The sequence below is a fragment of the Bartonella sp. AP3QHHD genome, assembly GCF_042195765.1.
GTDB lineage: Bacteria > Pseudomonadota > Alphaproteobacteria > Rhizobiales > Rhizobiaceae > Bartonella.
In genome coordinates, this window is record NZ_JBHIPC010000111.1 from 99,872 (window position 1) to 123,563 (window position 23,692).

Annotated in this window: 22 protein-coding genes and 2 pseudogenes; 13 read left to right on the top strand and 11 right to left on the bottom strand. The window is 37.9% G+C overall.

What is annotated here, in order from left to right; all coding sequences use genetic code 11:
- The first annotated feature begins 480 nt into the window (after window positions 1-480).
- The gene (locus ACFIL7_RS09525; protein WP_375642833.1) at window positions 481-1,269 is read left to right on the top strand and encodes a BA14K family protein; all 789 of its coding nucleotides are present in this window, start codon (window positions 481-483) and stop codon (window positions 1,267-1,269) included.
- 69 nt (window positions 1,270-1,338) lie between these two features.
- Here ACFIL7_RS09525 and ACFIL7_RS09530 read toward each other — a convergent pair.
- Window positions 1,339-1,649, bottom strand: a pseudogene (locus tag ACFIL7_RS09530) (MBL fold metallo-hydrolase); the annotation flags it as partial.
- Between the two features lie 4 nt (window positions 1,650-1,653).
- On the opposite strand from ACFIL7_RS09530, the pseudogene ACFIL7_RS09535 reads away from it, so the two are divergent.
- Both ACFIL7_RS09535 and ACFIL7_RS09540 read left to right on the top strand, forming a co-directional pair.
- A pseudogene (locus ACFIL7_RS09535) lies at window positions 1,654-2,052 on the top strand (sensor histidine kinase); the annotation flags it as partial.
- A gap of 472 nt (window positions 2,053-2,524) precedes the next feature.
- Complete coding sequence (locus tag ACFIL7_RS09540; protein ID WP_375634202.1) at window positions 2,525-3,148, top strand: BA14K family protein; 624 nt, start codon at window positions 2,525-2,527, stop codon at window positions 3,146-3,148.
- A 67-nt stretch (window positions 3,149-3,215) separates the two neighbouring features.
- On the opposite strand, the gene ACFIL7_RS09545 is transcribed toward ACFIL7_RS09540, so the two are convergent.
- Window positions 3,216-3,866, bottom strand: a complete 651-nt coding sequence (locus ACFIL7_RS09545; RefSeq protein WP_375634204.1) for an MBL fold metallo-hydrolase — start codon at window positions 3,864-3,866, stop codon at window positions 3,216-3,218.
- Window positions 3,867-4,010: 144 nt separating this feature from the next.
- Between ACFIL7_RS09545 and ACFIL7_RS09550 the strand changes: the two genes are divergently transcribed.
- Entirely contained in the window at window positions 4,011-4,715 is a 705-nt protein-coding gene (locus ACFIL7_RS09550) for a response regulator (RefSeq protein WP_375612976.1), read from the top strand.
- An 8-nt stretch (window positions 4,716-4,723) separates the two neighbouring features.
- Window positions 4,724-6,064, top strand: coding sequence for an ATP-binding protein (locus ACFIL7_RS09555; RefSeq protein ID WP_375683541.1), 1,341 nt, complete (start codon window positions 4,724-4,726; stop codon window positions 6,062-6,064).
- 45 nt (window positions 6,065-6,109) lie between these two features.
- Here ACFIL7_RS09555 and ACFIL7_RS09560 read toward each other — a convergent pair whose 3' ends face one another.
- Both ACFIL7_RS09560 and ACFIL7_RS09565 read right to left on the bottom strand, forming a co-directional pair.
- Window positions 6,110-6,610: a YbjN domain-containing protein gene (locus ACFIL7_RS09560; protein ID WP_375634206.1), complete on the bottom strand. Its 501-nt coding sequence runs from the start codon at window positions 6,608-6,610 to the stop codon at window positions 6,110-6,112.
- Window positions 6,611-7,013: 403 nt separating this feature from the next.
- Entirely contained in the window at window positions 7,014-7,259 is a 246-nt protein-coding gene (locus ACFIL7_RS09565) for an accessory factor UbiK family protein (RefSeq protein WP_273791228.1), read from the bottom strand.
- 321 nt (window positions 7,260-7,580) lie between these two features.
- On the opposite strand from ACFIL7_RS09565, the gene lgt reads away from it, so the two are divergent.
- The 4 genes from lgt to ACFIL7_RS09585 all read left to right on the top strand — a co-directional run bounded on the left by lgt (window position 7,581) and on the right by ACFIL7_RS09585 (window position 11,829).
- A complete protein-coding gene (gene lgt / locus ACFIL7_RS09570) occupies window positions 7,581-8,459 on the top strand; it encodes a prolipoprotein diacylglyceryl transferase (protein WP_375634208.1) in 879 nt (292 codons plus the stop codon).
- On the top strand, window positions 8,434-9,513 hold the full coding sequence (locus ACFIL7_RS09575; protein ID WP_375634210.1) for a class I SAM-dependent methyltransferase: 1,080 nt from the start codon (window positions 8,434-8,436) through the stop codon (window positions 9,511-9,513). The genes lgt and ACFIL7_RS09575 overlap by 26 nt, the downstream gene beginning before the upstream one ends.
- A 102-nt stretch (window positions 9,514-9,615) precedes the next feature.
- Window positions 9,616-10,407 carry a peptidoglycan editing factor PgeF gene (gene pgeF, locus ACFIL7_RS09580; RefSeq protein ID WP_375634212.1) on the top strand — a complete coding sequence of 264 codons (792 nt, stop codon included), beginning with the start codon at window positions 9,616-9,618 and terminating at the stop codon, window positions 10,405-10,407.
- 489 nt (window positions 10,408-10,896) lie between these two features.
- Window positions 10,897-11,829 (top strand): ribose-phosphate pyrophosphokinase, encoded by a 933-nt coding sequence (locus tag ACFIL7_RS09585; protein ID WP_375606345.1) that lies wholly within the window; start codon window positions 10,897-10,899, stop codon window positions 11,827-11,829.
- Here ACFIL7_RS09585 and ACFIL7_RS09590 read toward each other — a convergent pair.
- A complete protein-coding gene (locus ACFIL7_RS09590) occupies window positions 11,826-13,325 on the bottom strand; it encodes a helicase HerA domain-containing protein (RefSeq protein WP_375634214.1) in 1,500 nt (499 codons plus the stop codon). The genes ACFIL7_RS09585 and ACFIL7_RS09590 overlap by 4 nt on opposite strands.
- A 292-nt stretch (window positions 13,326-13,617) precedes the next feature.
- Here ACFIL7_RS09590 and ACFIL7_RS09595 point away from each other — a divergent pair, with 292 nt between their 5' ends.
- Together ACFIL7_RS09595 and pth are read left to right on the top strand one after the other, a co-directional pair.
- Window positions 13,618-14,247 (top strand): 50S ribosomal protein L25/general stress protein Ctc, encoded by a 630-nt coding sequence (locus ACFIL7_RS09595; protein ID WP_375683542.1) that lies wholly within the window; start codon window positions 13,618-13,620, stop codon window positions 14,245-14,247.
- Window positions 14,248-14,323: 76 nt separating this feature from the next.
- Window positions 14,324-14,950, top strand: coding sequence for an aminoacyl-tRNA hydrolase (pth, locus tag ACFIL7_RS09600; protein WP_375634216.1), 627 nt, complete (start codon window positions 14,324-14,326; stop codon window positions 14,948-14,950).
- Between the two features lie 193 nt (window positions 14,951-15,143).
- Here pth and ACFIL7_RS09605 read toward each other — a convergent pair whose 3' ends face one another.
- On the bottom strand, window positions 15,144-15,887 hold the full coding sequence (locus ACFIL7_RS09605; protein ID WP_375634218.1) for a L,D-transpeptidase: 744 nt from the start codon (window positions 15,885-15,887) through the stop codon (window positions 15,144-15,146).
- Between the two features lie 265 nt (window positions 15,888-16,152).
- Between ACFIL7_RS09605 and ychF the strand changes: the two genes are divergently transcribed.
- Window positions 16,153-17,256, top strand: a complete 1,104-nt coding sequence (gene ychF, locus ACFIL7_RS09610; RefSeq protein ID WP_375634220.1) for a redox-regulated ATPase YchF — start codon at window positions 16,153-16,155, stop codon at window positions 17,254-17,256.
- Window positions 17,257-17,415: 159 nt separating this feature from the next.
- Here the strand turns inward: ychF and ACFIL7_RS09615 are convergent, their stop codons facing one another.
- The 4 genes from ACFIL7_RS09615 to petA form a co-directional block, all read right to left on the bottom strand.
- Entirely contained in the window at window positions 17,416-17,856 is a 441-nt protein-coding gene (locus ACFIL7_RS09615; protein ID WP_375634222.1) for a PRC-barrel domain-containing protein, read from the bottom strand.
- Between the two features lie 110 nt (window positions 17,857-17,966).
- Window positions 17,967-18,863 (bottom strand): cytochrome c1, encoded by an 897-nt coding sequence (locus ACFIL7_RS09620; RefSeq protein ID WP_375634224.1) that lies wholly within the window; start codon window positions 18,861-18,863, stop codon window positions 17,967-17,969.
- Window positions 18,857-20,113: a cytochrome bc complex cytochrome b subunit gene (locus tag ACFIL7_RS09625; protein ID WP_375634226.1), complete on the bottom strand. Its 1,257-nt coding sequence runs from the start codon at window positions 20,111-20,113 to the stop codon at window positions 18,857-18,859. Before ACFIL7_RS09625 ends, ACFIL7_RS09620 begins: the two co-directional genes overlap by 7 nt.
- Before the next feature lie 4 nt (window positions 20,114-20,117).
- The gene (gene petA, locus ACFIL7_RS09630) at window positions 20,118-20,666 is read right to left on the bottom strand and encodes a ubiquinol-cytochrome c reductase iron-sulfur subunit (RefSeq protein WP_375634228.1); all 549 of its coding nucleotides are present in this window, start codon (window positions 20,664-20,666) and stop codon (window positions 20,118-20,120) included.
- Window positions 20,667-21,414: 748 nt separating this feature from the next.
- Here petA and ACFIL7_RS09635 point away from each other — a divergent pair.
- Window positions 21,415-21,891, top strand: a complete 477-nt coding sequence (locus ACFIL7_RS09635; protein ID WP_375634307.1) for a tRNA (cytidine(34)-2'-O)-methyltransferase — start codon at window positions 21,415-21,417, stop codon at window positions 21,889-21,891.
- A 485-nt stretch (window positions 21,892-22,376) separates the two neighbouring features.
- Here the strand turns inward: ACFIL7_RS09635 and ACFIL7_RS09640 are convergent, their stop codons facing one another.
- Window positions 22,377-23,630, bottom strand: coding sequence for a CCA tRNA nucleotidyltransferase (locus ACFIL7_RS09640; RefSeq protein ID WP_375634230.1), 1,254 nt, complete (start codon window positions 23,628-23,630; stop codon window positions 22,377-22,379).
- Window positions 23,631-23,692 lie beyond the last annotated feature (62 nt).

The window sequence follows — 23,692 nt, forward strand, 5'->3', positions numbered from 1 at the left end:
ATTTTATAAAAAATTTCTAAAATATATTATCTTTATACAGTTATACTCTGATATCTAACTCAATATTATTTATCCTTACAAGAAAATATTCAAATAGGACACTGTCCTATAACACAAATAAAGTAAAATAAGACTTTCTCATAGAACCATAAGCCTATGATAAAAAATGATAACTTTTATTCATATCCCTATTGTTCAATTCATATTGTACCAAACAATAAAAAATTATCCCTAAATAAAGAGTTTATATCCCATAGTAAAAATCGGGTACTACAAATACAAACTTATTAATTAACCTCAAGCAGAGTACATTAATTGAAATCAAAATTCTGTTATGATTTCATTTTACTGTCTCCGCGATAGATTTAACTAAATAAATTTTTATTTTTTTGTCACAATAAAGCCCAAAATTGTTCAGGCTCTATTCAGTTTGAAACGTGTAGGATGTGAAAAATACGAATTTACACAAGGAGCATCATTATGAAAAAAGTGATCAGGTTAGCGGTATTATCAGCAATGTCAACTGTGACCGTTTTGATGCCGCTAAATGCAACGCTTGCGGATATGGCATGGAATCGTAGTGACTCTATCTCGAGAGAAATAGATGATATGATGAGGAAGATGCGTAAAGAAACAGATGATGCGATAAGGGAAATGAGGAAGAAAGCTGATATTCTGCCTTGCGGTTTTTCTCGCTCCCATTGTTCTGATAAAAAACGTGGCTTTTTTTCTGATGATTTCCAAAAGTTTGTTGATGATTTCCACAAGAGTTCTGATGACAACAAGAGAAGATTTAAAGCCAAACATGAAAGGTCTGTAGCCAAACAGAGTAAGACGGAACAACAACAACAACATCATCATCATCACCACCACCATTATCATCATGTTGAAAACAAAACATATCATTACGTCGAGCGCAAAAAGACAAAACACAGTAATATTCATATAGACAACTCAGGAGATGCTTTAGCGGTGGGTATTCTTGGTCTTGCAACAGGTACGATTCTTGGTACAATTTTAAAAAAACCAGAACAGCCACAAGTGGTTTATCAAATAGTACCACAAAATCAGGTAATTTATCAAAAAGTTCCGCAAAATCAAAGAGTTTATCAAGTGCAGCAAACGGTGGCATATGAGCCACTCCAGCAATCATTAGAATCTGATTGGCTTAACTATTGCAAGAAAAAATACCGTTCCTTTAACCCTAAAACAGGGACCTTTCGAGACCGTAATGGTTTGGAGCACATTTGTTATGCCCCAATAAATTAACTTCTGTTCCGTCCTACTAAAAAGTCTTAAATGGCAAAAAAAACGCTTCAAAGCGTTTTTTTTGTTTGCTCATATATTAAAATATTGAAGAAAAGGATTATTTGGCGCCCATAGCCTATACTACTTTTGGGATCATGCCCACAGATAAAGCAAACATCATCGCCTAAAGGTAAAACTTTTTCTCGAAGGGATTGCATCAATTTTTCATAAGAACAGAAGGGGAAGTCCGTACGTCCAATAGAACCACGAAAGAGAACATCACCCAAGAGGGCTAAGCGCTCTTTTTCATTGAAATAAAGAACATGACCAGGGGAATGCCCCAGTGTATGTAAAACCCTAAACTCATGTCCAGCAAAATACACACACTCACCATCTTCTAACTATATCGAACAACGCCCCATGATGCTTTCGGGTATAAGCCATGATTTAAGAACCATTCTCACCCGTTTTAAACTTCAGCAAGCGTTAGCAAATACTGACTTTGATATCAAGCCGCTTGAACAAGATGTGAGCGACATGCAAAATATGTTAGAAGATTACCTTGCTTTTGCCCGTAGTGAAGAAAGTGAGTATGTTAAAACTTTTGATTTAAATGCTCTTATGCAAAAATTCTCTACCGATGCGCATCTTCACAAACGTCAATTTTCCTACACCATTGAAAGCCCTACACAAATACAAGCACGCCCACGTGCCTTCACGCGTCTCATCAGCAATCTTGTGTCAAATGCATTTTGTCATGTCAATACTGTCAAACTAACAGCCATATCCCAACAAAAATGTTTCCCATATATCAAAAAAAGTTCCCGCAATATATTATATTTATACAGTTATAATATGATATCGAACTCAATATTTAGCCTCACAAGAGAGTAGTCAAACAGGACTGTATTCAATCACACAAATAAGGTTCTATCTTAGCACCATAAGCCTATAATAAAAAACGATAACTTTTGTTCATACACCTATTGTTCAATTCATATTGTATCAAGCAATAAAAAAGTACTCATCAATAAATAATTTATAACCAATAGTAAAAAATCTGGTGCTCTAAATACAAGCTGCTTAATTAACCTTAAAAAGAGTACATTAATTGAAATCAAAATTCTGTCATGATTTTATTTTATTGTATTGATAATAGTTTTAACTAAATGAATTTTTATTTTTTTGTCACAATAAAGTCCAAAATTGTTCAGGCTCTATTCAGTTTGACACGTGTAGGATGTGAAAAATACAAATTTACACAAGGAGCATCATTATGAAAAAAGTGATCAGATTAGCGGTATTATCAGCAATGTCTACTGTAACCGTTTTGATGCCATTAGATCCAACGCTTGCGGATATGGCATGGTATCATAACTATGACATGAGAAGGGAGGCTGGTTTACCGTCTCACAATTTTAGCTCCCATTTTTCTCATAGTGAACATCACTCTTTTGATAATCCCCACAAGCGTCATTATGTTAGCCATAAATGGGGAGCACAACAACACCATCATGTTGAACACAAGACATATCATTATGTCGAGCGCAAAAAGACAAAACACAGTAGTATTAATATAAATAACTCAGGAGAAGCTTTAGCAATGGGCATTCTTGCTCTTGCAGCAGGTGCACTTCTCGGCAAAATTTTTAAAAAATCAGAACAACCACAAGTTGTTTATCAAACCGCACCACAGCATCAAATTGTATATCAACAGGTTCCACAAGAACAGATAATTTATGAAGCTCCGCAAACGGTGGAATATGAGCCAGTACAACAATCATTAGAATCTGATTGGCTTCAATATTGCAAGAAAAAATACCGTTCTTTCAACCCTAAAACAGGGACCTTTCGAGACCGTAATGGTTTGGAACACATTTGTTATGCCCCAATAAATTAACTTCTGTTCCGTCCTACTAAAAAAGTTTTAAATGGCAAAAAAACGCTTCAAAGCGTTTTTTATTTGCTCATATATTAAAATCTTGAAGAAAAGGATTATTTTGTCGCTCATAGCCTATGCTACTTTTGGGACCATGCCCACAGATAAAACAAACATCATCGCCTAAAGGTAAAACTTTTTCTCGAAGGGATTGCATCAATTTTTCATGGGAACAGAAGGGGAAGTCCGTACGTCCAATAGAACCACGAAAGAGAACATCACCCAAGAGGGCTAAGCGCTCTTTTTCATTGAAATAAATAACATGACCAGGGGAATGTCCTGGGGTGTGAAAAACCTTAAACACATGTCCAGCAAAATGAACGCACTCACCATCTTCTAACCATTGGTCAGGAATACAGATGCAAGCATCAGTGATACCATAATTTTTTGCGCTTTCGCTCACGGCATCCATCACAGGCTTATCATCGCGATGTGAACCAATAATTTTTACATTAAGCGCTTCTTTCACTTGCATTGCTGCTCCTACATGATCAAAATGACCATGTGTTATCCAAATAGCCTCAACGATAACACCATTCTTTTCGATTACGTCTTGAATCCGCGGCCAATCACCACCAGGATCAACGAGAACCCCCGTTTTACATTCACTATCAAAAAGCAAAGTACAATTTTGTTGGAATGTTGTAACTGGAATAATATGTATATTAAGACTACCCATAATATCCTTTTCAAAAATAACTTTTTTAAATTTATAAATAAAACTTTCTCTCTTTTAAGGTAAAGGTGCTGCTCGACAGCTTTATACAACTTATGTAAACTTGCATTTTGTGTAAACTAAATTTTTATCAAGGTTTTTTTAAGAATGAGCAATCACGTTCAAGTTTTGTGTGACGATGCCCCTCACCTTCTTGTGATTGATGACGATACACGTATTCGCAATCTTTTATTTCAGTTTCTCATTAAAAATGGATTTCGTGTTTCAGTTTCAGCCAATGCGAATGAAGCAAGACGACTGTTGGCAAGTTTAGATTTTGATCTTCTTATTGTTGATGTCATGATGCCTGGCGAAAACGGTATTGATCTCACTCATTCACTCCGCCAAACAAAAGATGTCCCTATCTTCATGTTAACAGCTTTATCAGAAATAGACAATCGTATCCGTGGATTAGAAGCAGGGGCAGATGATTATCTGGCTAAGCCGTTTGACCCTCGTGAACTTCTCCTTCGCATCAACGCCATTTTACGACGTGGTTTTCCCCCTCACCAACCCAAAATTGAGCAAATAGTTTTTGGTCCTTATATATTTTCAATTTCACGACGCGAACTCAAAAAAGGAGGAGAAATTATTAAATTAACAGATAAAGAACAAGAAATGATGGTCATGTTTGCCGAAAATGCAGGCGATACAATTCCGCGCCATAAATTCGCGACCGATGACAGCAATATAAGTGAACGTGCCATTGATGTGCAGATCAACCGCCTTCGTCGTAAAATCGAAAAAAACCCAGCACTGCCTATATGGCTCCAAACCGTGCGAGGAATAGGGTATAAACTCTCTATTGAATAGGCACAAGAATGATCAAACCTTTAAGATTTTTTCTTCGATGGTTAACGAAAAAAATGCCTAAACGGCTTTATGCTCGCTCTTTGATCATTATCATCGCTCCCATGGTGCTTCTGCAAACGGTCATTGCTTATGTCTTTATGGAACGACATTGGCAAATGGTAACCGAGCGTCTTTCAACGGCTGTCGTGCATGATATTTCAGCCATTATTGATATTCTTGAAACATATCCCCAACAAGATAACTATGAAGATATCAAGCGTATTGCACAACAACGTATGGGATTAAATATTTCTATTCTATCTCCTACCTCCTTACCCCCTCCAGGACCTAAGCCATTTTTTGCAATTCTTGACTATTTTTTAAGTGAAGAAATCACCCGCCAAATTAACCGTCCCTTCTGGATTGATACCGTAGGAGATTCTGATCTTGTTGAAATCCGTATCCACCTTGGTCACAACATCTTACGCGTCTTTGCTCCACGCAGCCAAGCCTATGCTTCCAATACTGCTATTTTTTTAAGCTGGATGGTAGGAACAGCTCTTGTTTTATTGCTGATAGCAATTTACTTTTTACGCAATCAAATCAAACCGATTCAACAATTGGCTGAAGCAGCAGAAAGCTTTGGACGCGGTCGTCCTTTACCAAAAGGATTTCAACCACAAGGAGCTGATGAAGTCCGTCGTGCAGGCATCGCTTTTTTACGTATGCGAGAACGTATTGAACGCCAAATCGAACAACGCACCATGATGCTCTCAGGAGTAAGTCATGATTTAAGAACCATTCTTACACGTTTTAAACTTCAGCTAGCATTAGCAAATACTGGCTTTGATATTAAACCGCTTGAGCAAGATGTAAGTGACATGCAAAATATGTTAGAAGATTATCTTGCTTTTGCTCGTGGTAAAGGAAGTGAAAGTGTCAAGACTTTTGATTTAAATGCTCTTATGAAAAAATTCTCCGCCGATGCTCATCTTCACAAACGTCAATTTTCTTACACTATTGAAGGTCCTACAGAAATACAAGTACGTCCCCGTGCTTTTACACGCTTGGTCAGCAATCTTGTATCAAATGCATTTTGTTACGGCACGACCGTTAAACTAACCGCTAACTCTCAACAAGAATCTTTTATATTGATAATCGATGATAATGGACCTGGAATTCATAAAAATATGCGCACAGAAGTTTTTAAGCCATTCTTTCGACTTGATAAAGCGCGAAATCAAGATGCAAGTGGAACAGGGCTTGGTCTTTCTATTGCTCAAGACATAGCACGCAGCCATGGTGGCAATATACAATTAGATGAGAGCCCACTCGGGGGATTGCGCGCTATTCTTGATATCCCCCTATGAGCAATATTTCAGCAAACCGTCTGTAAAAATAACAAACTGTATATTTTAGGCATTCCCTACAGTTTCAAACAAAGTGTACTGCAGTGCCTTGTAAGCACTTTCTCCCGACAAAGCAACCATCTGAAATGCAACATAATGGCTTTCACAGGCTTTAAGTGCATGTATCAATAATGTTTCAACCTGTATATGAGATGGATGCATCCCACCAGCCAAAAGAAGACCTTGTCGATAAATAACTGAATTATTTCTTTGCCAGTAATCAAAATGTCCCAACAACAACTTTTCATTAATTGCTAGCAATAAGCGCTGTATTTCAGCTGTTCGAGCATTTTTAATAGAAAGATCAAACGAACAAGCTAAATGAAGTGCTTCATGCTCTTCCATCCATGAAAAAGCAAGACGATAGTTTGCGCGTTTTCCTTCCACACAAACGCTAATTTCATCTTCTGCATACCGCTCAAACGACCAATCATATTCACAGGCAATCTGTTCGATAAAGTCGACAGGGTGCTCTTTTCTTTCTGTGGCGCAAAATGCAAGCCTCATCACAATCCTCAATCATCTTAAAACATTGTCAACAGAATATAAACCGTCTAAACTGTAACAACATTTTGCTACAATCAGAACCTTTACACCAAACAAATACACATAAAAACATCGACAGTACACAAACACCCAGAACACAATCGCGCTGTTTAGGGCAACCTGATAGTCATAAAACGAATCATCAAGTCTTTTCAGTGTATTGATACAATTTCATAGCGCCAGCCCCCCTGATTCAAAAAAATGTATTTTACCCCCAAAAAAAATCAAAAATAAACAAATGCTCCGCTCTAACAGACTCAAGATTAAGCATTTTTTAGTTTCACGCATCATATTGAAAAATTGGGGATATTTTTTTGAAGATTCTTTTTTTTAAACTATTTTACTTTTTTGTGTCTGCGTTTTTTTAATCATCTTTTTTTAAATCATCAAGGCGTCTTTTCAAATCAGCGTTATCAGCATGGATTTTCAGCACCATCTCCTTAAAAGTCTCAAACTCTTCGCGAGAAACAAGATCAAGTTTGTTTGCTATCTTTTCAGCCTGCACACGAAAAGCTGTTCCAGCTTCACGTCGTATGCCTTGCGCAACGTCAGCAGCATCCGTTGCTAATTTTGCTAATTCATCAAGAATACGATTTGATCCATTACGCATAACCTTTTTCCTTAAATTTTAATTATTGACGCACGCATTATAGCGTATTCTCATAATAGCGTATTCTCATAACATTTAGATACTGTAATTTGTTCCTTTTACTCTATATTTTACATACTGTGCAAATTTTTCATAATGATTTTGTTTAAGATTTTTTAATATTCCTTTTATCACCATATTTTTTACCGCGATAAATCAGTGGAAATCTACCCCCCTTTCTGACTAGCCTCCCTACTGACTTGACCATTGTGTATTCATCTGTCATTTCTGATCATCAGAGTCACTTCATATTCATCTCGTATAATGTAAGATGCTTAACTCATGAACAATTTGTCTTGTCCAGCCATTGCTTTTCCGTCTTTTCTTGATCCTGTTATTATCCAGCTAGGTCCCATAACACTTCATTGGTATGGACTTGGTTACGTGCTGGGTATTCTTTTTGCTTGGTGGTATGCGCAAAAATTATTAAAAGAAACATCTCTATGGTATAGAAACTATCCTCCTATGGATAAAGAAAAGATCGGAGATTTTGTTGTCTGGTCTGCCATAAGTGTTGTTGTCGGAGGGCGTTTAGGACAAGTTCTTGTATGGGATCCCATTTACTATTTTAATCATCCAAGTGCTATTATTGCCGTATGGGATGGGGGAATGTCCTTTCATGGCGGACTTATTGGTATTATCATTGCTATGATCTGGTTTGCCCGTAAAAATCATATTAACATACGAGCCATGTTTGATATCATTGCTGCAGGTGCTCCTATTGGTATCGGCATTGTACGAATCTGCAACTTCATTAACCAAGAATTATGGGGTAATATTACTACACGTCCTTGGGCTGTTTGTTTTCCTCTCGATCCTTACTATTTACCGCGCCATCCAAGCCAGCTTTACGAAGCATTTATGGAAGGATTTCTTCTCTTCATCATCCTGTGTCTTCTTATTTTTGGGTTCAAAGCATTAAAACGTCCCGGTACTGTATCAGGAACATTTATTATAGGCTACGCAGTAACACGCAGCATTTCTGAAATTTACCGTGCGCCTCAAGAAGATCCAGAATGGTTTTCGACTCTTTTCCATTCTACTGGTTTTACCTATGGCATGGCTTTATCTCTTCCCATGCTTCTTGTAGGGTTTTATCTTCTTCTCCACGCCTTTAAATATAAACCGACAGAAAATGGCCAATCTCAAAGAAAAAATTAAAGAAATTATTGTCCTTAATGGACCAATCACTGTTAGCCAATATATGACGTTGGCACTTACAGATCCTCAATTTGGTTATTATCAAACACAAACACCTTTCGGACGTGCTGGTGATTTCATTACAGCACCTGAAATAAGCCAATTATTTGGAGAAATGATTGGCATTTGGACTCTTGCAAGCTGGAAAGCTCAAGGTTATCCTCATCCTTTTATCCTCGCTGAGATAGGTCCAGGACGTGGAACTTTGATGGATGACATTTTGCGAACTATCCAAAAGCTTTCTACAAGAGCATTTAATGCTGCTGAAATTTTTCTGATCGAAATAAGCAAAAAACTTGCAAAAGAACAAAAAAAGCGCCTTTGCTCTTATCAAAAACAAATCCATAGCATTGAAAATTTTAATCAAATTCCTTCAAAACCTCTCTTCCTCATTGCTAATGAATTTCTCGATACACTCCCTATCAACCAATATATTAAAATCAATGGAGAATGGAAAGAGCGCCGCATTACAGTCAATCAAAATGGAGATTTCATCTTTATTGCTGCCCCGCATAAACTTCCCTCTTCTTGTCTACAAACCTATTGTTCTAAAGTGCCTGACGGAACAATTTTTGAACATGCCCCCTTACGGCATCAATTCATGCAACAAATCAGCCACCATTTAGTGCAAGTGACGGGTTCTGCTTTACTTATCGACTATGGTGCTTGTGAACTTGCCTTTGGCGATACCTTGCAAGCACTCTCAAAACATAGATTTCGTGATGTTTTTGATGCCCCTGGTGAACATGATTTAACATCCCATGTTGATTTTTCTTTTTTAAAAAACATAGCTCTTGAACAGGGCTGTTTTGCTGAAATCTTAGAGCAAGGAGAATTTCTTTTTAAAATGGGGCTACTGGAGCGCGCAAACCAGCTTGGAGTTGGCAAAAGTGCTCCTTTGCAAGACAAAATCCGCCAAGACATCGAACGGCTCGCTGGTCCAGATCAGATGGGAAAATTATTTAAAGTTTTACATTTCAGTGATAAAAATATCTCCATACCTCCCCAATTTTAGTGATCGGCGCTTTTGTCAATAAACACATCATTATCTGAAATATTCATTGACAAATATGAACATCTCCATCCTCACTTTAAATAATCTCCATAAGGAACTTTTATGAAATCTATCCCTCATCCCATTCTTGCAAAAAATCTTTCTACTTTACACACCCATGGAATAAAACATGGATTTTTTACACGTCAAGGTGGTGTTTCAAAAAATCTTTATCATAGTCTTAATGTTGGGAAAGGTTCAAATGATCAACTTGAATATATTGTACAGAATCGTCTTTTGATTGCCAATTATTTTTCTATTGAAGCACAAAATTTAGTCACAGTTAATCAAATACATTCCTGTAACGTTGTCGTAGCTCATCAAGCAACTATCGGTGCACCTCCTCAAGCTGATGCTCTGGTTACAACCACCCCAGAACTCGTTATTGGGGTTCTTACAGCAGATTGCGGACCCATTCTGTTTGCTGATCCACAAGCTAGAGTCATCGCTGCAACTCATGCTGGCTGGCGTGGAAGCTTAAATGGAATTATCGAGAAAACAATTGCTGTTATGGAAAAACAAGGAGCCAAAAGACAATCAATAACAGCAGTCCTGGGACCTTGTATTGGCCCTTATCACTATGAAGTAACAAATGAATTTTACGACCAATTTATTGATTACCACAGCAAATACCAAAAATATTTTTTAAAAACAAACAAAATAAATCGCTTTTATTTTAATCTATGGGCATTTATTATAAATCAACTCAAAGAAGCAGGTGTTAATGCTTCTTGTGTAGAGCTTTGTACCTATCAAGATGAACAGCGTTTTTTCTCCTATCGCCGTGCAATACACCGCAACGAACCCGATTACGGACGGCAAATTTCTGCTATTATGCTGAAAAACAAAAGATGAGCCCCTTTTATGCTTGAGAACAATACCAAAACTGCAAAACTAAACTTTTTACCCAAATGGAAATTACCAAAATGGAAAAATAAACCCCATTGTACTTTGCTTTTTTCACGAAATTATCTACCAGCCCATAAAATATGATAGCCTTCGCTATGATCATTTTCAATGTTTGGTTATAATGATTGAAGGCAAGATGATACTTCTTTTTATTATTCCCCTTCATTCATCTTAAATATGAAACATTCCCCATATTGAAAGTATTTTTATAAAGTAATAACTAAAAAGCTTAATCAATATGTATTTCTTTGCCGCATGGAGAAAAAACTTTGCTCTAAAAGTAACAAACTTTTGGAAAAAGAGAAAACATACTGCATAGCTCTTTAATAATAATCAATAAAATTGTAAGGCTTTTGTAATTGTTCTCTTGCAATTTAATAAAAAGAAATTAAAAACCGTGTCGCATTCCCACCATGATGATTCAGAGGTTCTACTATGAAACTTTTCTGCGGAAATTCTAATCCACGCCTAGCTGAAGATGTTGCAAATTATTTGAACATCCCCTTAGGCAAAGCAACTGTAAAGCGCTTTGCTGATCAAGAAATTTTCGTAGAACTGCATGAAAATGTACGTGGACAAGATGTTTTTGTTTTGCAATCTACATCCTATCCCGCAAATGATCATTTGATGGAATTACTCATCATGATTGATGCCCTTCGTCGTTCTTCTGCGCGTCGTATTACAGCTGTTATCCCCTATTTTGGCTATGCCCGCCAAGATAGAAAACCAGGACCACGGACTCCTATTTCTGCAAAACTTGTTGCCAACCTAATTACGGAAGCAGGGGCCCATCGTGTTTTAACATTGGACCTTCATGCAGGACAAATTCAAGGTTTTTTTGATATCCCTACGGATAATCTCTATGCTGTTCCTGTCATTTCTCGCGATGTCAAAGTGCATTATTCTCTTGAAAATGTTATCGTTGTTTCACCTGATGTGGGTGGTGTGGTGCGTGCGCGCGCACTCGCCAAGCGCTTGAACAGTTTGCTCGCTATTGTGGATAAACGTCGCGAAAGCCCCGGTGAATCAGAAGTTATGAATATCATTGGAGATGTATCGGGAAAAGATTGCCTTTTGCTTGATGATATTGTTGATTCAGGTGGAACTTTATGCAATGCAGCAAGTGCTCTGCTTAAACATGGTGCCAATAGTGTCACGGCTTATATCACGCACGGTGTTCTTTCTGGTAATGCAATCGAGCGAATTGCCAATTCAGAGATGAAAGAATTGGTTATTACAGATTCAATTATGCCAACACAAGCTATTGAGAAAACCCATAATATTCGTGTTTTGCCCATTGCCGACCTTATGGGAGAAGCAATAGCAAGGACAGCAGCAGAACAATCGGTTTCCAGCTTATTTGGTTAAAGTGGTTCCTTGGGGTCTCCTGGTGCTGTTTCAACACCAAGATCAGGAAATGCAACAATACGTCGACCACTAAAATGCGTGTGAATAACAATAAGTCCACGCTCTTCAAAGTAGGTTAAAAGTCGGCGTACACGGCTTAAAGAATGAGTCCCATAAAGACGTGCTAAAAATGCATCAGATGGACATGATTTTCCCCCTAATGCGGCCTGTGCCACGTTCAAGAAGACTCCTTGAACATCTTCTTCCAAACTTTCTGATATCTGCAAAATATGTTTCCAATGTTCACTGACAGCCGTTTGTTCATCAACAAAAGCCTGAGCAATAGCCAATTTACGCCGAAATTGTGAAAGATTAAAAGGAACCTTTGACATACCATGGATACGGCAACGAACTGAAAAATCTTGATAAAGCACCGCTGTTGAACGATAAAAAGCCTCAGAATCCTCAAGAATCTCCCGAATAATATGTTCTGCTTGGCCGTCACGCTCAACATCAGAAAGTTCAGGAAATAAACTCGGGTTTTCTTCCAACAACTCTTGTTTTTTATGCACTACCTCCTCTAACATCTCGTGCATTGACTTTTCCCTCATCGGCTCTCGTGTTTGTTTAAATGGCGTTAAAATTTCCTCTGGTGAAGCAGTAAAAACGAGCTCTTGCACATCATCCCGCTCTGTTGGAAGTGGCATTAATTTAGGACTAGAAGAGCGTGCCAAAGTTTCAACAGAACCGATAATGATTGGTAAGGGACGTCGTGATAAAGCAGGTCCTAAAGCTATAAAATTTCCCCGTTCAAGATCTCTAAACATTTCCGCTTGGCGACGCTCCATTCCCAAGAGATCAGCAGCGCGCACCATATCAATATCTAAAAAAGTCCGCCCTATTAAAAAGTTTGAAGCTTCCGCAGCAACATTTTTGGCAAGCTTAGCCAAACGTTGTGTCGCAATAACACCAGCAAGACCACGTTTACGTCCTCGACACATAAGATTGGTCATAGCGCTCAAAGAAATTTTACGCGCTTCATCAGAAACTTCTCCTGCTGCAGTTGGAGCAAACAATTGTGCTTCATCGACAACGACAAGCATAGGATACCAATAATCACGTTCTACATCAAACAGTGCCCCAAGGAAAGCCCCTACAGCACGCATCTGTTGTTCAGTATCCAAGCCTTCAAGATTAAATACCACTGAAACTCGATGTTGTCGAATGCGATGGGCAATACGAGTCAATTCTAATTCACTACGTTGAGCCTCTACAATAACATGACCAAATTTATCTGCCAAAGTTACAAAATCGCCTTCTGGATCAATTACACAATGCTGCACCCACTTAGCACTTTGCTCCAAAAGACGGCGTAAAAGATGTGATTTTCCTGAACCGGAATTACCTTGTACAAGAAGACGTGTCGCCAATAATTCTTCCAAGTCAAGAAGTGCTGGCATCGATTTATGCAAAGCACGACTCTCTGACATCTCACCCAAGGCAATCTCAACCTTCATAACATCTCCAGTGTTTGATTTTGAACATATCAGCGCCAGCACATATTGGTTGATTCTCCATCCACACCGTAATTTGTAACATTTCCTCCTTTTTAACGGTAGAAATCATCGATTTTTCCCACAACTCTTGCATCTATGAATAGTTTGAACTATAGAACAAACTTCTGCGTAGACACCCTTGGAGGCAACGCAGAATGGAGTGATCGCTGTTGGTTAGCGCATATCTTCATATCCATGCAAAAACTATTACTGTTTTTGAAGGATCTCCAATCATGTAAAAAGGACTTAAATTATGAGCAAAAGCTACACTCTTAAGGCCGAAAAACGCGAGCGGGTTGGTAAGGGGTCCTCCCGTGAACTTCGCCGCAACGGTCTTATTCCTGCTGTCATTTATGGTGAAAAACAACCACCCTTGGCAATAACAGTTCCCTATAAAGAAATTTTCTACAAAATTCATGCCGGTGGCTTTCGTACCACCATTGCAACGATTATTCTTGACAAGCAAAAAATTATGGTTTTGCCAAAAGATTATCAATTAGATCCCGTGCGTGACTTTCCCCTCCATGTAGACTTTTTGCGCATCTCAGAAAAATCCGTTGTAGAAGTGAATATTCCTGTCCACTTCCTCAATGAAGATACGGCACCTGGACTTAAAAAAGGTGGTGTCCTCAATATTGTTCGGCACGAAATTGAATGTACAGCTCCAGCAAGTGCTATTCCTGAAGCTATTGAAATTGATCTCTCCAGCTACTCTATTGGTGATTCTATTCACATTTCAGCAGTGCAACTGCCAAAAGATGTGACTCCCATCATCCAAGATCGAGATTTTACCATTGCAACCATTGCAGCTCCTGCTGGCATGGATGTCAGCGATGAAACTTGTGAACAAGAAAATGATGAAGAAGACACGGAAACTTCATAAAACTCAAAAGGCGGGAATTTTTTCCGCCTTAATTTATGAGACATTACCCTTACTCATACTTTGACTGAAGATACACATGTGGCTTATTGCTGGTCTTGGCAATCCTGGTTTACAATATCAAAATAACCGCCATAATATCGGTTTTATGGCTGTTGATGCCATTTATCAGTCCTTCTCTTTTTCTCCATGGTCAAAGAAGTTTCAAGCAGAAATCTCCAATGGTTTCATAAATAATGAGAAAATTTTTCTTATAAAACCACAAACTTTCATGAATCTTTCTGGTCAAGCTATCGGTGAAGCTTTGCGATTTTATAAATTAGATTTAAAGAATTTGATCATCATTTATGATGAGCTAGACCTGTCACCGGGGAAAGTTCGTATAAAAATTGGTGGAGGAAATAATGGGCATAATGGCATTAAGTCTATTGATGCCCATTGTGGTACTGACTATTGTCGTATACGCATAGGAATTGGTCATCCTGGAAGCAAAGAACTTGTTCATCAGCATGTCCTGGGAAATTTTACCAAATCTGATCAAGAATGGTTATCCCCTCTCTTAGAGACAATCGCAAAAAATATCGCTCTCCTTATAAAAGATGATAAATCCCTCTTTATGAATGAAGTTTCACAAACGATAAAAAACAATCAGAACCATTGGCTTGCGTGTCCCAGTCGCGTGAAGAATATGAATAAGAACTCTTAAAAAAATCCTCTTATAAACTTAAGGCAAAATCTGTTGGCAACGTGAGAAGCTAGAAAATAGAACAGAATACAAGCTTGTATACACCTTTGAAAAAGAAAGGCTTATATTCTCTTTTATTCTCTTTTAAGAGAAAGAGAAGATTGAACAGCAAACCAAAATACTCAAACGGCTCTCTCCAATCTTCTCCCCTAAATTAAAAAAAATCATTTGGCTGAATGGTCGACTGTAGCGGATCGTAACCATTTGATTGTTGATTATAAACTGTAGGAATACTCCTATTGTTTTGCAATACCACAACACGCGAACCAACGGGAACACGATCATAAAGATCGATAATATCTTGATTAAGCAAACGGATACACCCACTTGAAATAGCACGCCCAATTGACCACGATTCATGTGAGCCATGAATACGGAAAAGTGTATCTTTCCCATTTTTGAACAAATAAAGTGCCCGCGCACCTAATGGATTATCGGGCCCTGGTGGCATTCCTTTCCCAAGATGACCATAACGTTCTGGTTCTCGAGCCATCATAGCTGCAGTAGGAGCCCAATTTGGCCACCGACGCTTGCGCTGTATAACCCCCTCACCTTCAAATGCTAGTCCTTCTTTACCGACACCAATCCCATAACGCAAAGCTTTTCCATTTTCACCAATAAGGTAAAGAAAACACTCTTGCGTATCGATAACCAATGTTCCAGGCGCATAAGATGTATAATAAATCACCTCTTGTCGCCAATATTTTGGATCAATTGTCGCAAGATCAACAGCAGGTAACGAATAGGTCTCATTCGTTACAGGACCATACAAAGCCTGTATTTCTGGTGGAATGTATCGAACTTGTTGAAAAGGTACCGATGACATATCTGACTGACGTGTAGCACATCCAGCCAAAGCCAAAAGTGCTGCAATTAAAAAGGCACAACGAGATAACACTCTTCTATTTTCTCCGATTAATTATTTATGCAGATTTGCATACCATGAAAAACTTAGCACAATATTAACATTAATTCGAAGTTTTCTTATCCTTGTAACTAAGGAGAACAATAAGGTAAGAAGAACTAAGGTAAAAAAGTAGATACCTACTACTTTAGACTTTTTTCTCACTTATCGCAAGACAAGGACTATAACTCTTCTGAAAATATGCTATAAAAAGGAAGCTTTATCTTGACCATAAAATCAATAGAAAAGAAAGACTCTCATGGGCTTTAAATGCGGTATTGTCGGATTACCTAATGTCGGGAAATCAACTCTTTTTAATGCATTAACAAAAACAGCCACTGCACAGGCTGCCAATTATCCTTTTTGTACCATTGAACCCAATACCGGTGAAGTTGCTGTTCCAGATTTACGAATGGAAAAAATTGCATCAATCGCTGGTTCAAAAGAAATGATTCCTACACGCATTAACTTCGTCGATATTGCGGGGCTTGTGCGAGGAGCTTCAAAAGGTGAAGGTTTAGGAAACAAGTTTTTAGCCAATATTCGCGAAGTCGATGCCATTGTCCACGTTTTACGCTGTTTTCAAAATGAAGATATTACCCATGTAGAGGGACGTATTGATCCTGTTTGTGATGCGACAACGGTTGAAACCGAACTCATGCTTGCGGATCTTGAAAGTCTTGAGAGACGAATCATACAAATCCGTAAACGAGCAACCGGAAAAGACAAAGAAGCTCTCACAATTTTACCTATTATGGAAAAAGCATTAAACATACTGCAACAGGGAAACCCTGTCCGGTTATTACTCAAAGATATTTCTTCCGATGAACACCACATTCTTAAGAGTTTGAATCTTTTAACCTCCAAGCCTGTACTTTATGTTTGTAATGTAAGCGAAAATGACACCGCTCATGGAAATAGCTTTACCCAAACAGTTGAAAAAATGGCAACAGAGCAAAATGCGCAAAGCATTATCATCTCTGCTTCTATCGAAGCGGAAATTACACAACTGAGTGATGCTGAAGCATCAGAATATCTCAATGCTCTAGGACTCTTTGAACCGAGTCTCAATCGCCTCATTCGCGCTGGTTACCATTTACTTGATCTCATTACTTACTTCACCTGTGGGCCTAAGGAAACACGAGCATGGACAATTACGCGTGGTACAAAAGCTCCCCAAGCAGCTGGTGTTATTCATTCAGATTTTGAGCGCGGTTTCATTCGTGCCCAAACCATCAGCTATAATGACTATATTGCTTTGGGTGGAGAAAGCGGTGCAAAGGAAGCAGGAAAAGCCCGCGATGAAGGAAAGGAATACATTGTGCAAGATGGCGATATCATGTTATTTAAACATAATACTTAAATCTTCACTCTGTCTTAATAGTTTATCTTGAAAACTTTGGTAATAGCTCCTTGGAATCTTGTCGCAAAAATTCTCAAGAGTTTTTAGAACAAAAAAACTGTTGCTAGCATATGATTGTGATAGCAACAGCTTGATCCATTAAAGAATAGAAATATAAAATTAGCGTGTCCAACGCCCTTCGTATTTAAATGTTGGAGCGTTCTTTAAAGAATCTTTTGTCACATTTGTAATGAGTTTCCATTTACCATAATCATTTGTCATCTGGATTGTTTCTGGAGAAACGACCACATAACTCTCGCCTATGCCAAGAAAACCACCAACAGCAATAACAAATCCTGCAATATTATTTTCACGTAAAATAATATCTTTTACTTCACCAATATTTTCATCTTCTATATTATATACATTGGCGCCTATAAGACTGGAAGCAACAAAATCCGTTGCTAAAGGTGTCACATAACGCACAGACTTATCTATCCCTACCTGTACAATACCCGTCGAAGAGATCATTTCAGGTTTTGAAGGCACTTCAAAAGACTGAGCATAAGTACTAGAAACCATCAAAATTGACATAAGAGTAGTACATGCAATTTTTTTCATTTTAACATCTCCATTTTTACTTTGCTTTTACTTTATAAAACCTCAATGCATCATAAAAAGATTTGTTCCTTATGCTCTTTATACTCTATACTCTTTTGAGCCTTGTCGCTTTACCTTTTTCTCTTTATTTCGTCTTTTATTTCTTTCTCTAATTCTTCTTCTAAACCACACCAAATACGATTTTTTAAAATATAAACAAACCCTGCAAAAATGATTAAAAATAAAATAACACGAAAACCGGTTTTTTTACGAATTTCCATATGAGGATCGGCAGCCCACATCAAAAAAGCAGAAACATCGCGCGCATAATGTTCAATGATTTCTGGGGTCCCATCTTCATAAGAAACCATACCATCACTCAAAGGAGGAGCCATAGTTAAAGAATTACCGGCAATAAAATAAGGATTATACCAATAACCATTCGCAATTTTTATCTCCTTCGGTGCCTTCTGATATCCTGTTAAAAGAGCCGTAATATAATCTGGACCAGCTGTATCATAATGAGTCAATACATCAGTAATTAAAGCAGGAAACGGCAAAGATACCCCACGTGCACGTGCCATCAATGTCAAATCTGGAGGATAAGCACTATTCAAAATAAATCTTGCTTCTTCTTCATGTGAAAAGGGAGAAGGAAAATAATCCGTTGCAATCCCAGCACGTTTAAAAAATTTTCCTTCTCGATTAGGACCATCGCGCACTTCATATTGCTCCGCCAAAGCTTTGATCTGTTCTTGATCATACCCAAGATCTTTTAAATTGTGAAAAGCCACATATTTTAGCCCATGGCAGCTGGAACAAACTTGTCTATAAACCTTTAATCCGCGCCTCAATTGCGCCTTATTATAAAGCCCAAATGGACCTGAAAAACTCCATTCTTGTTTTTTAGGAACCTGTAAAGGAAAAGAAATAAATCCCTCTTCCTGATCAGAGGCATCACTCGCTAAACTCTGAGCAGAAAAACTCATAGCAACAATAACAACCAGCCCGACAAAAACATTTACCATAGTCTCTTTTTTTTCTGTTTTAAATCTTGCATAATTGAAGAAGGAAGAGAACAATTTTTTTCAAACGCTGGCAAAATCGGCAAAATAACCAAAAAAAATATAAAATAATAAACCGTAGCCAATTGTGTCCATAAAAGAATTTTGTCACTTATTTCTCTTGACCCCAACCAACCAAGAAAAACGATATCAATAACCAACGCCCAAAAGAAAATTTTATAAACAGGTCGATATCTTGCTGAACATATTTTAGAGCGGTCTAACCATGGCACAAAAATTAAAATGCAAATCGAACTGACGAATAAAACAAAACCAACAAAGTTTGAAGAGAAAATACCAATATCAAAAGTTATAGCACGAAGCATCGCATAAAAAGGCAAAAAATACCATTCTGGAACCACACGAAGAGGTGCCTTTAAAGGATCTGCCACACTATAATTTTCAGCCTGCCCCATATAATCGGGCATATAAAACAAAAACCAGGCAAAGAAGATGAGAAAAACAGTAATAGCAAAAATATCTTTGATAAGCGCATAAGGCGAAAATGGAACTGTTTCCTTATCTGATTGTATAGCAAGACCTGTTGGATTGCCTTGCCCAACACAATGAATTGCCCAAATATGCAGCCCCACAAAAAGAAGCAAAATAAATGATAAAACATAATGGAAAACATAAAAACGATTCAACGTTGGTTGTCCTACGACATAACCACCCAGAAGTGTCTCATGCAACCATATCCCCACCAAAGGTATCGTTTTTAAAAGCCCTGCAATCACTGAAGCCGCTGAAATAGACATCATCCCCCAAACAAGCACAGAACCAAAAAATGCTATTGCCATCATGATGATATAAATAAAAATACCTGTAACCCATACCATTTCTCGCATATTTTTATAAGAACCATAATAAAGTCCACGTGCCAAATGGATATAAACAGCAATAAAAAAAAACGAAGAGCCTACACAATGCCATGGACGAAAAAGCCAACCAAACTGCCCTTCACGCCGAAATCGTTCACTAGTTTCAAAAGCCAAATGAATATCCGGAACATAATGCATAGCCAAGACAATACCAGTCAAGAGCTGTGATAAAAGCATAATGGTTAAAATACCGCCAAATGTGTAAAAGTAATTAAGATTACGTGGAACAGGAAAAATCACAAATGCATTATAAAAAAAACGAGGAAGAGGAAAACGCTTATCAAACCAACGGACAAGAGCACTTTTAGGACAATAAGGAGGAAACCTTATCATGACTTTATCCTATTTTGAGCAAAGTATCAGAAAGAAATTGGTAAGGTGGAATAGTCAAATTATAGTTAGCTGGACCTGACCGCACTCTTCCAGCAGTATCATAAACAGACCCATGACAGGGGCACAACCATCCTCCAAATTTACCCGATTGCCCAAGTGTTACACAGCCTAGATGCGTACAAAGATTAATAACAATAAGCCAATTTTCACGTCCTTTACCTGCTGAACGCGCAAAATCTGTTGCTTCCTTTTCACCTTCAAGATTAGGATTGCGCGCTTGACGATCTTTTAGAAGTCTCAATTCAGTAGCGCGCGCATCAGCAATTTCTTTTGCCGTACGATTTCGAATAACAACAGGCTGTCCTCGCCACTTTACCGTTACCGACATCCCCTCTTCAATACTAGACAGATCAACCTCAACAGAGGAAGATGCCAAAACAGCTTCATCTGGACGCAACTGACGGATAAAAGGCCACACAACCGCTCCCATTCCAACTGCTCCTGCAACAGCTGTTACCAAAAACAGAAAATCCCGCCTCGTTTGCTCACCCATGGACTTAACTTAAAGAGACACTTTGCTAAAACATCCTTTTACCATACCCTCTCCCATTGTACAATGCTTGATCACTCCGTTACCTCAACCATAAAAACATCCCTGTAAAAAACTCCTGCCATTTGTATGGTTTATACAAAAAACTGTTTTATAATGATAATTCATCGTTTTACAGAGTGAATGAAATCCCTAAACACCGTAAGGTTTTTTCATTTCAAACCTATTCATATTAATCAATCAAAATTACTCCCCCGCCCGTGAAAATCAGAGATAGCATGTAAATAAACACTTCTAAAGAAAGAAACATAGTCTTGTTATGACCATATCTCAGTAAACAAGTTGAGCTTATCGGTTATTTCTTTAACACATTTACAGCATCTCTCCCTCCCTCAATTCCAACTGGTTGCATGAGTATTTTTTTCGCTTCTGTTTTTGCATAAAAAGCATATTTTGTTGATTTTAATTAAAATTGATGATCTAACCTCATTAAATATCCCACTTTTCAACATAATGAGCCAATTCATTTCATGGATTGCTCAATAAAATGAAGCCCCTAATAGGGAGCTTCTCTCTGATCCCAAACAGACCTGTATACATAACTTTTTCCCTGAAATTTAAAGGGAATAAAAATGAACCGTAAAAAACATGTATTTCTCAAAGCATATTTTTCGAATAAATTGTGGTGCTTCTTTACAAAGTCGGTGGTGCTTCTTTACAAAGTCGAAAGAAAAATCATATTACAGAGAACATGACACTTCATATAGCTCTTTTCCAACCTGATATTGCTGGTAATACTGGAACGATTTTACGTCTTAGCGCTTGCTTTGGTTTACATGTGCACATTATTGAACCTGCAGGCTTTAATCTGTCGGATCGTAATCTCAAACGCGCAGGATTGGATTATCTCGAATATGCTTCCTTAGAACGACACATTGATTGGCAACATTTTATAAGCTCCATGAAACACTTTAAACGCCGCCTGTTGCTTTTAAGTACAAAAGCAAAAACATGCTATACGCAGATATGCTATCAAAGAAATGATGTTTTACTTTTTGGTCGTGAAACAGCTGGCGTTCCCGATTATGTTCATGAAGCGGCCGATTACACATTGAAAATTCCCATGCAACCACAGGCACGCTCTCTAAATCTCGCCATGAGCGTAGCCATAACAACAGGAGAAGCATTACGCCAAATTGGTTATCATGAAAGAAACTGTAACCTATAAAAACATAAATTATCACGAAAAACAATAATACAACATATAAAGAATAGTTAGAGCGTATAATGCCTATTATTTTCCAACAATTAAGTGCTGATAAAATAAACATTTTTTAGTGCCTAGCACATCCATTTCATATCACCTCATATCACCACCTATGAATGATTAAATACTCCTCATAGTAAAAATCCAGTGAACATCCCCCTCTTTATGGTCATACAAGGTGCAAACCGCTATCACTATTCTCTTTATTCGTTCTCATTTTCGAGAATCCTTATCTTTGAGATGATTCATAAGAGACATTTTTCCTCTCTGTAATCATTTTTCCTCACTTGTGGCGTGTAAGGCAATAACTTTGATTGGTGTAATATGAACAGGTTTGAAATAACCTTACAATATTGTGAACTCTTATTTCACATGAATAATGATTATTATAAATTAATATGTTGACTTAAAAAATATAAACAACAGTGAGTTTATAAACAGAAATATTATAAATCAATTTTTTCTAATAGTGCATGACGATCCATTAAAAATCCGCTTTCAATCCATATCATTTCTAGCTCTTTAAGCTTTTTTCCTAAAAGTACACCTTTCGTAAAACCTTTCTTTATTAAATCGTTACCATTAATAGGAAAAGTTGGAATTTGCCATTTTTTGGCAAATTGATAAAGCTTGACATAACCCTCTGCTTTTTGCAAAGCATCACTTTTTTCCAGATGATCAAGATGTGATGCAGCGACAGACAACGATAATTGATCTAAAACTGGCTGTCGTCCATGAAAATAAATCAGTTTTTGCACAAAATGATCAGAACAGTTTTGGTTTATTATTTCTAACTCTGCCCATTCTTTTAATCGCGTTGTTTCCTTAAGAGAAAAACGCAAGCGCTGTGCCATTTCATGAAGACGCATGGGATCAGGAGGAAGAAGGCTTTCTAGCCGTAACAATGGATCAACTTTCCAACCAAGAGCCTGTTCTGTCTTCACCAATGCGTGAATTGCATCAATACCCCATCGTTCTGTTTCAGGAAAAATGAGTGGCAAAATTCTGCTTTGTCGCATCCATAAAAGAGCACGCGTTGGATCAAACGCAGCAAGAAGCTTTTTCATTTCTGCCCAAATACGTTCAGAAGAAAGCTTTTTTAAACCGTGTTTTAAACGAACACATGCCTTCAATCCTTGCACATCAGGTCGCCCTGCTCCATACCACGCAAAAAAGCGAAAAAACCGTAAAATACGCAAATAATCTTCGCCAATACGATCTTCTGCAACCCCAATAAAACGAACTGTTCGGCTAGCAATATCACTCAAACCTCCCACATCATCATAAAGGTTGCCAGCAGCATCACAATAAAGCGCATTTATCGTAAAATCTCGCCGTTCAGCATCTTTTTTCCAATCACGACCAAATGCCACTTTTGCATGACGACCATCTGTTTCAATATCGCAGCGAAGCGTTGTAACCTCATAAGAACATGAATGAGCAACTACTGTTATTGTACCAAAAGCAATCCCTGTAGGAATAGCTTTAAATCCTGCTTCTTCTACACGTGCAATAACCTGTTGCGGCAAACAGGTTGTTGCAATATCAATATCACTAATAGGCTGCCCTAGCAGTTGATTGCGCACTGCTCCCCCTACAATACGCGCCTCTTCCCCCTCCACAGACAAAACACGAAGAAGTGTTTGGATATCACTTTGTTGTAACCACGCAACCTGTTTGAAGTTCTGTCTTATACTCACCCTTTAACCTTTCAAAAATTGTCTTCATTGCTTTAAAAAACTCTCTTCATAAAACAATTTTT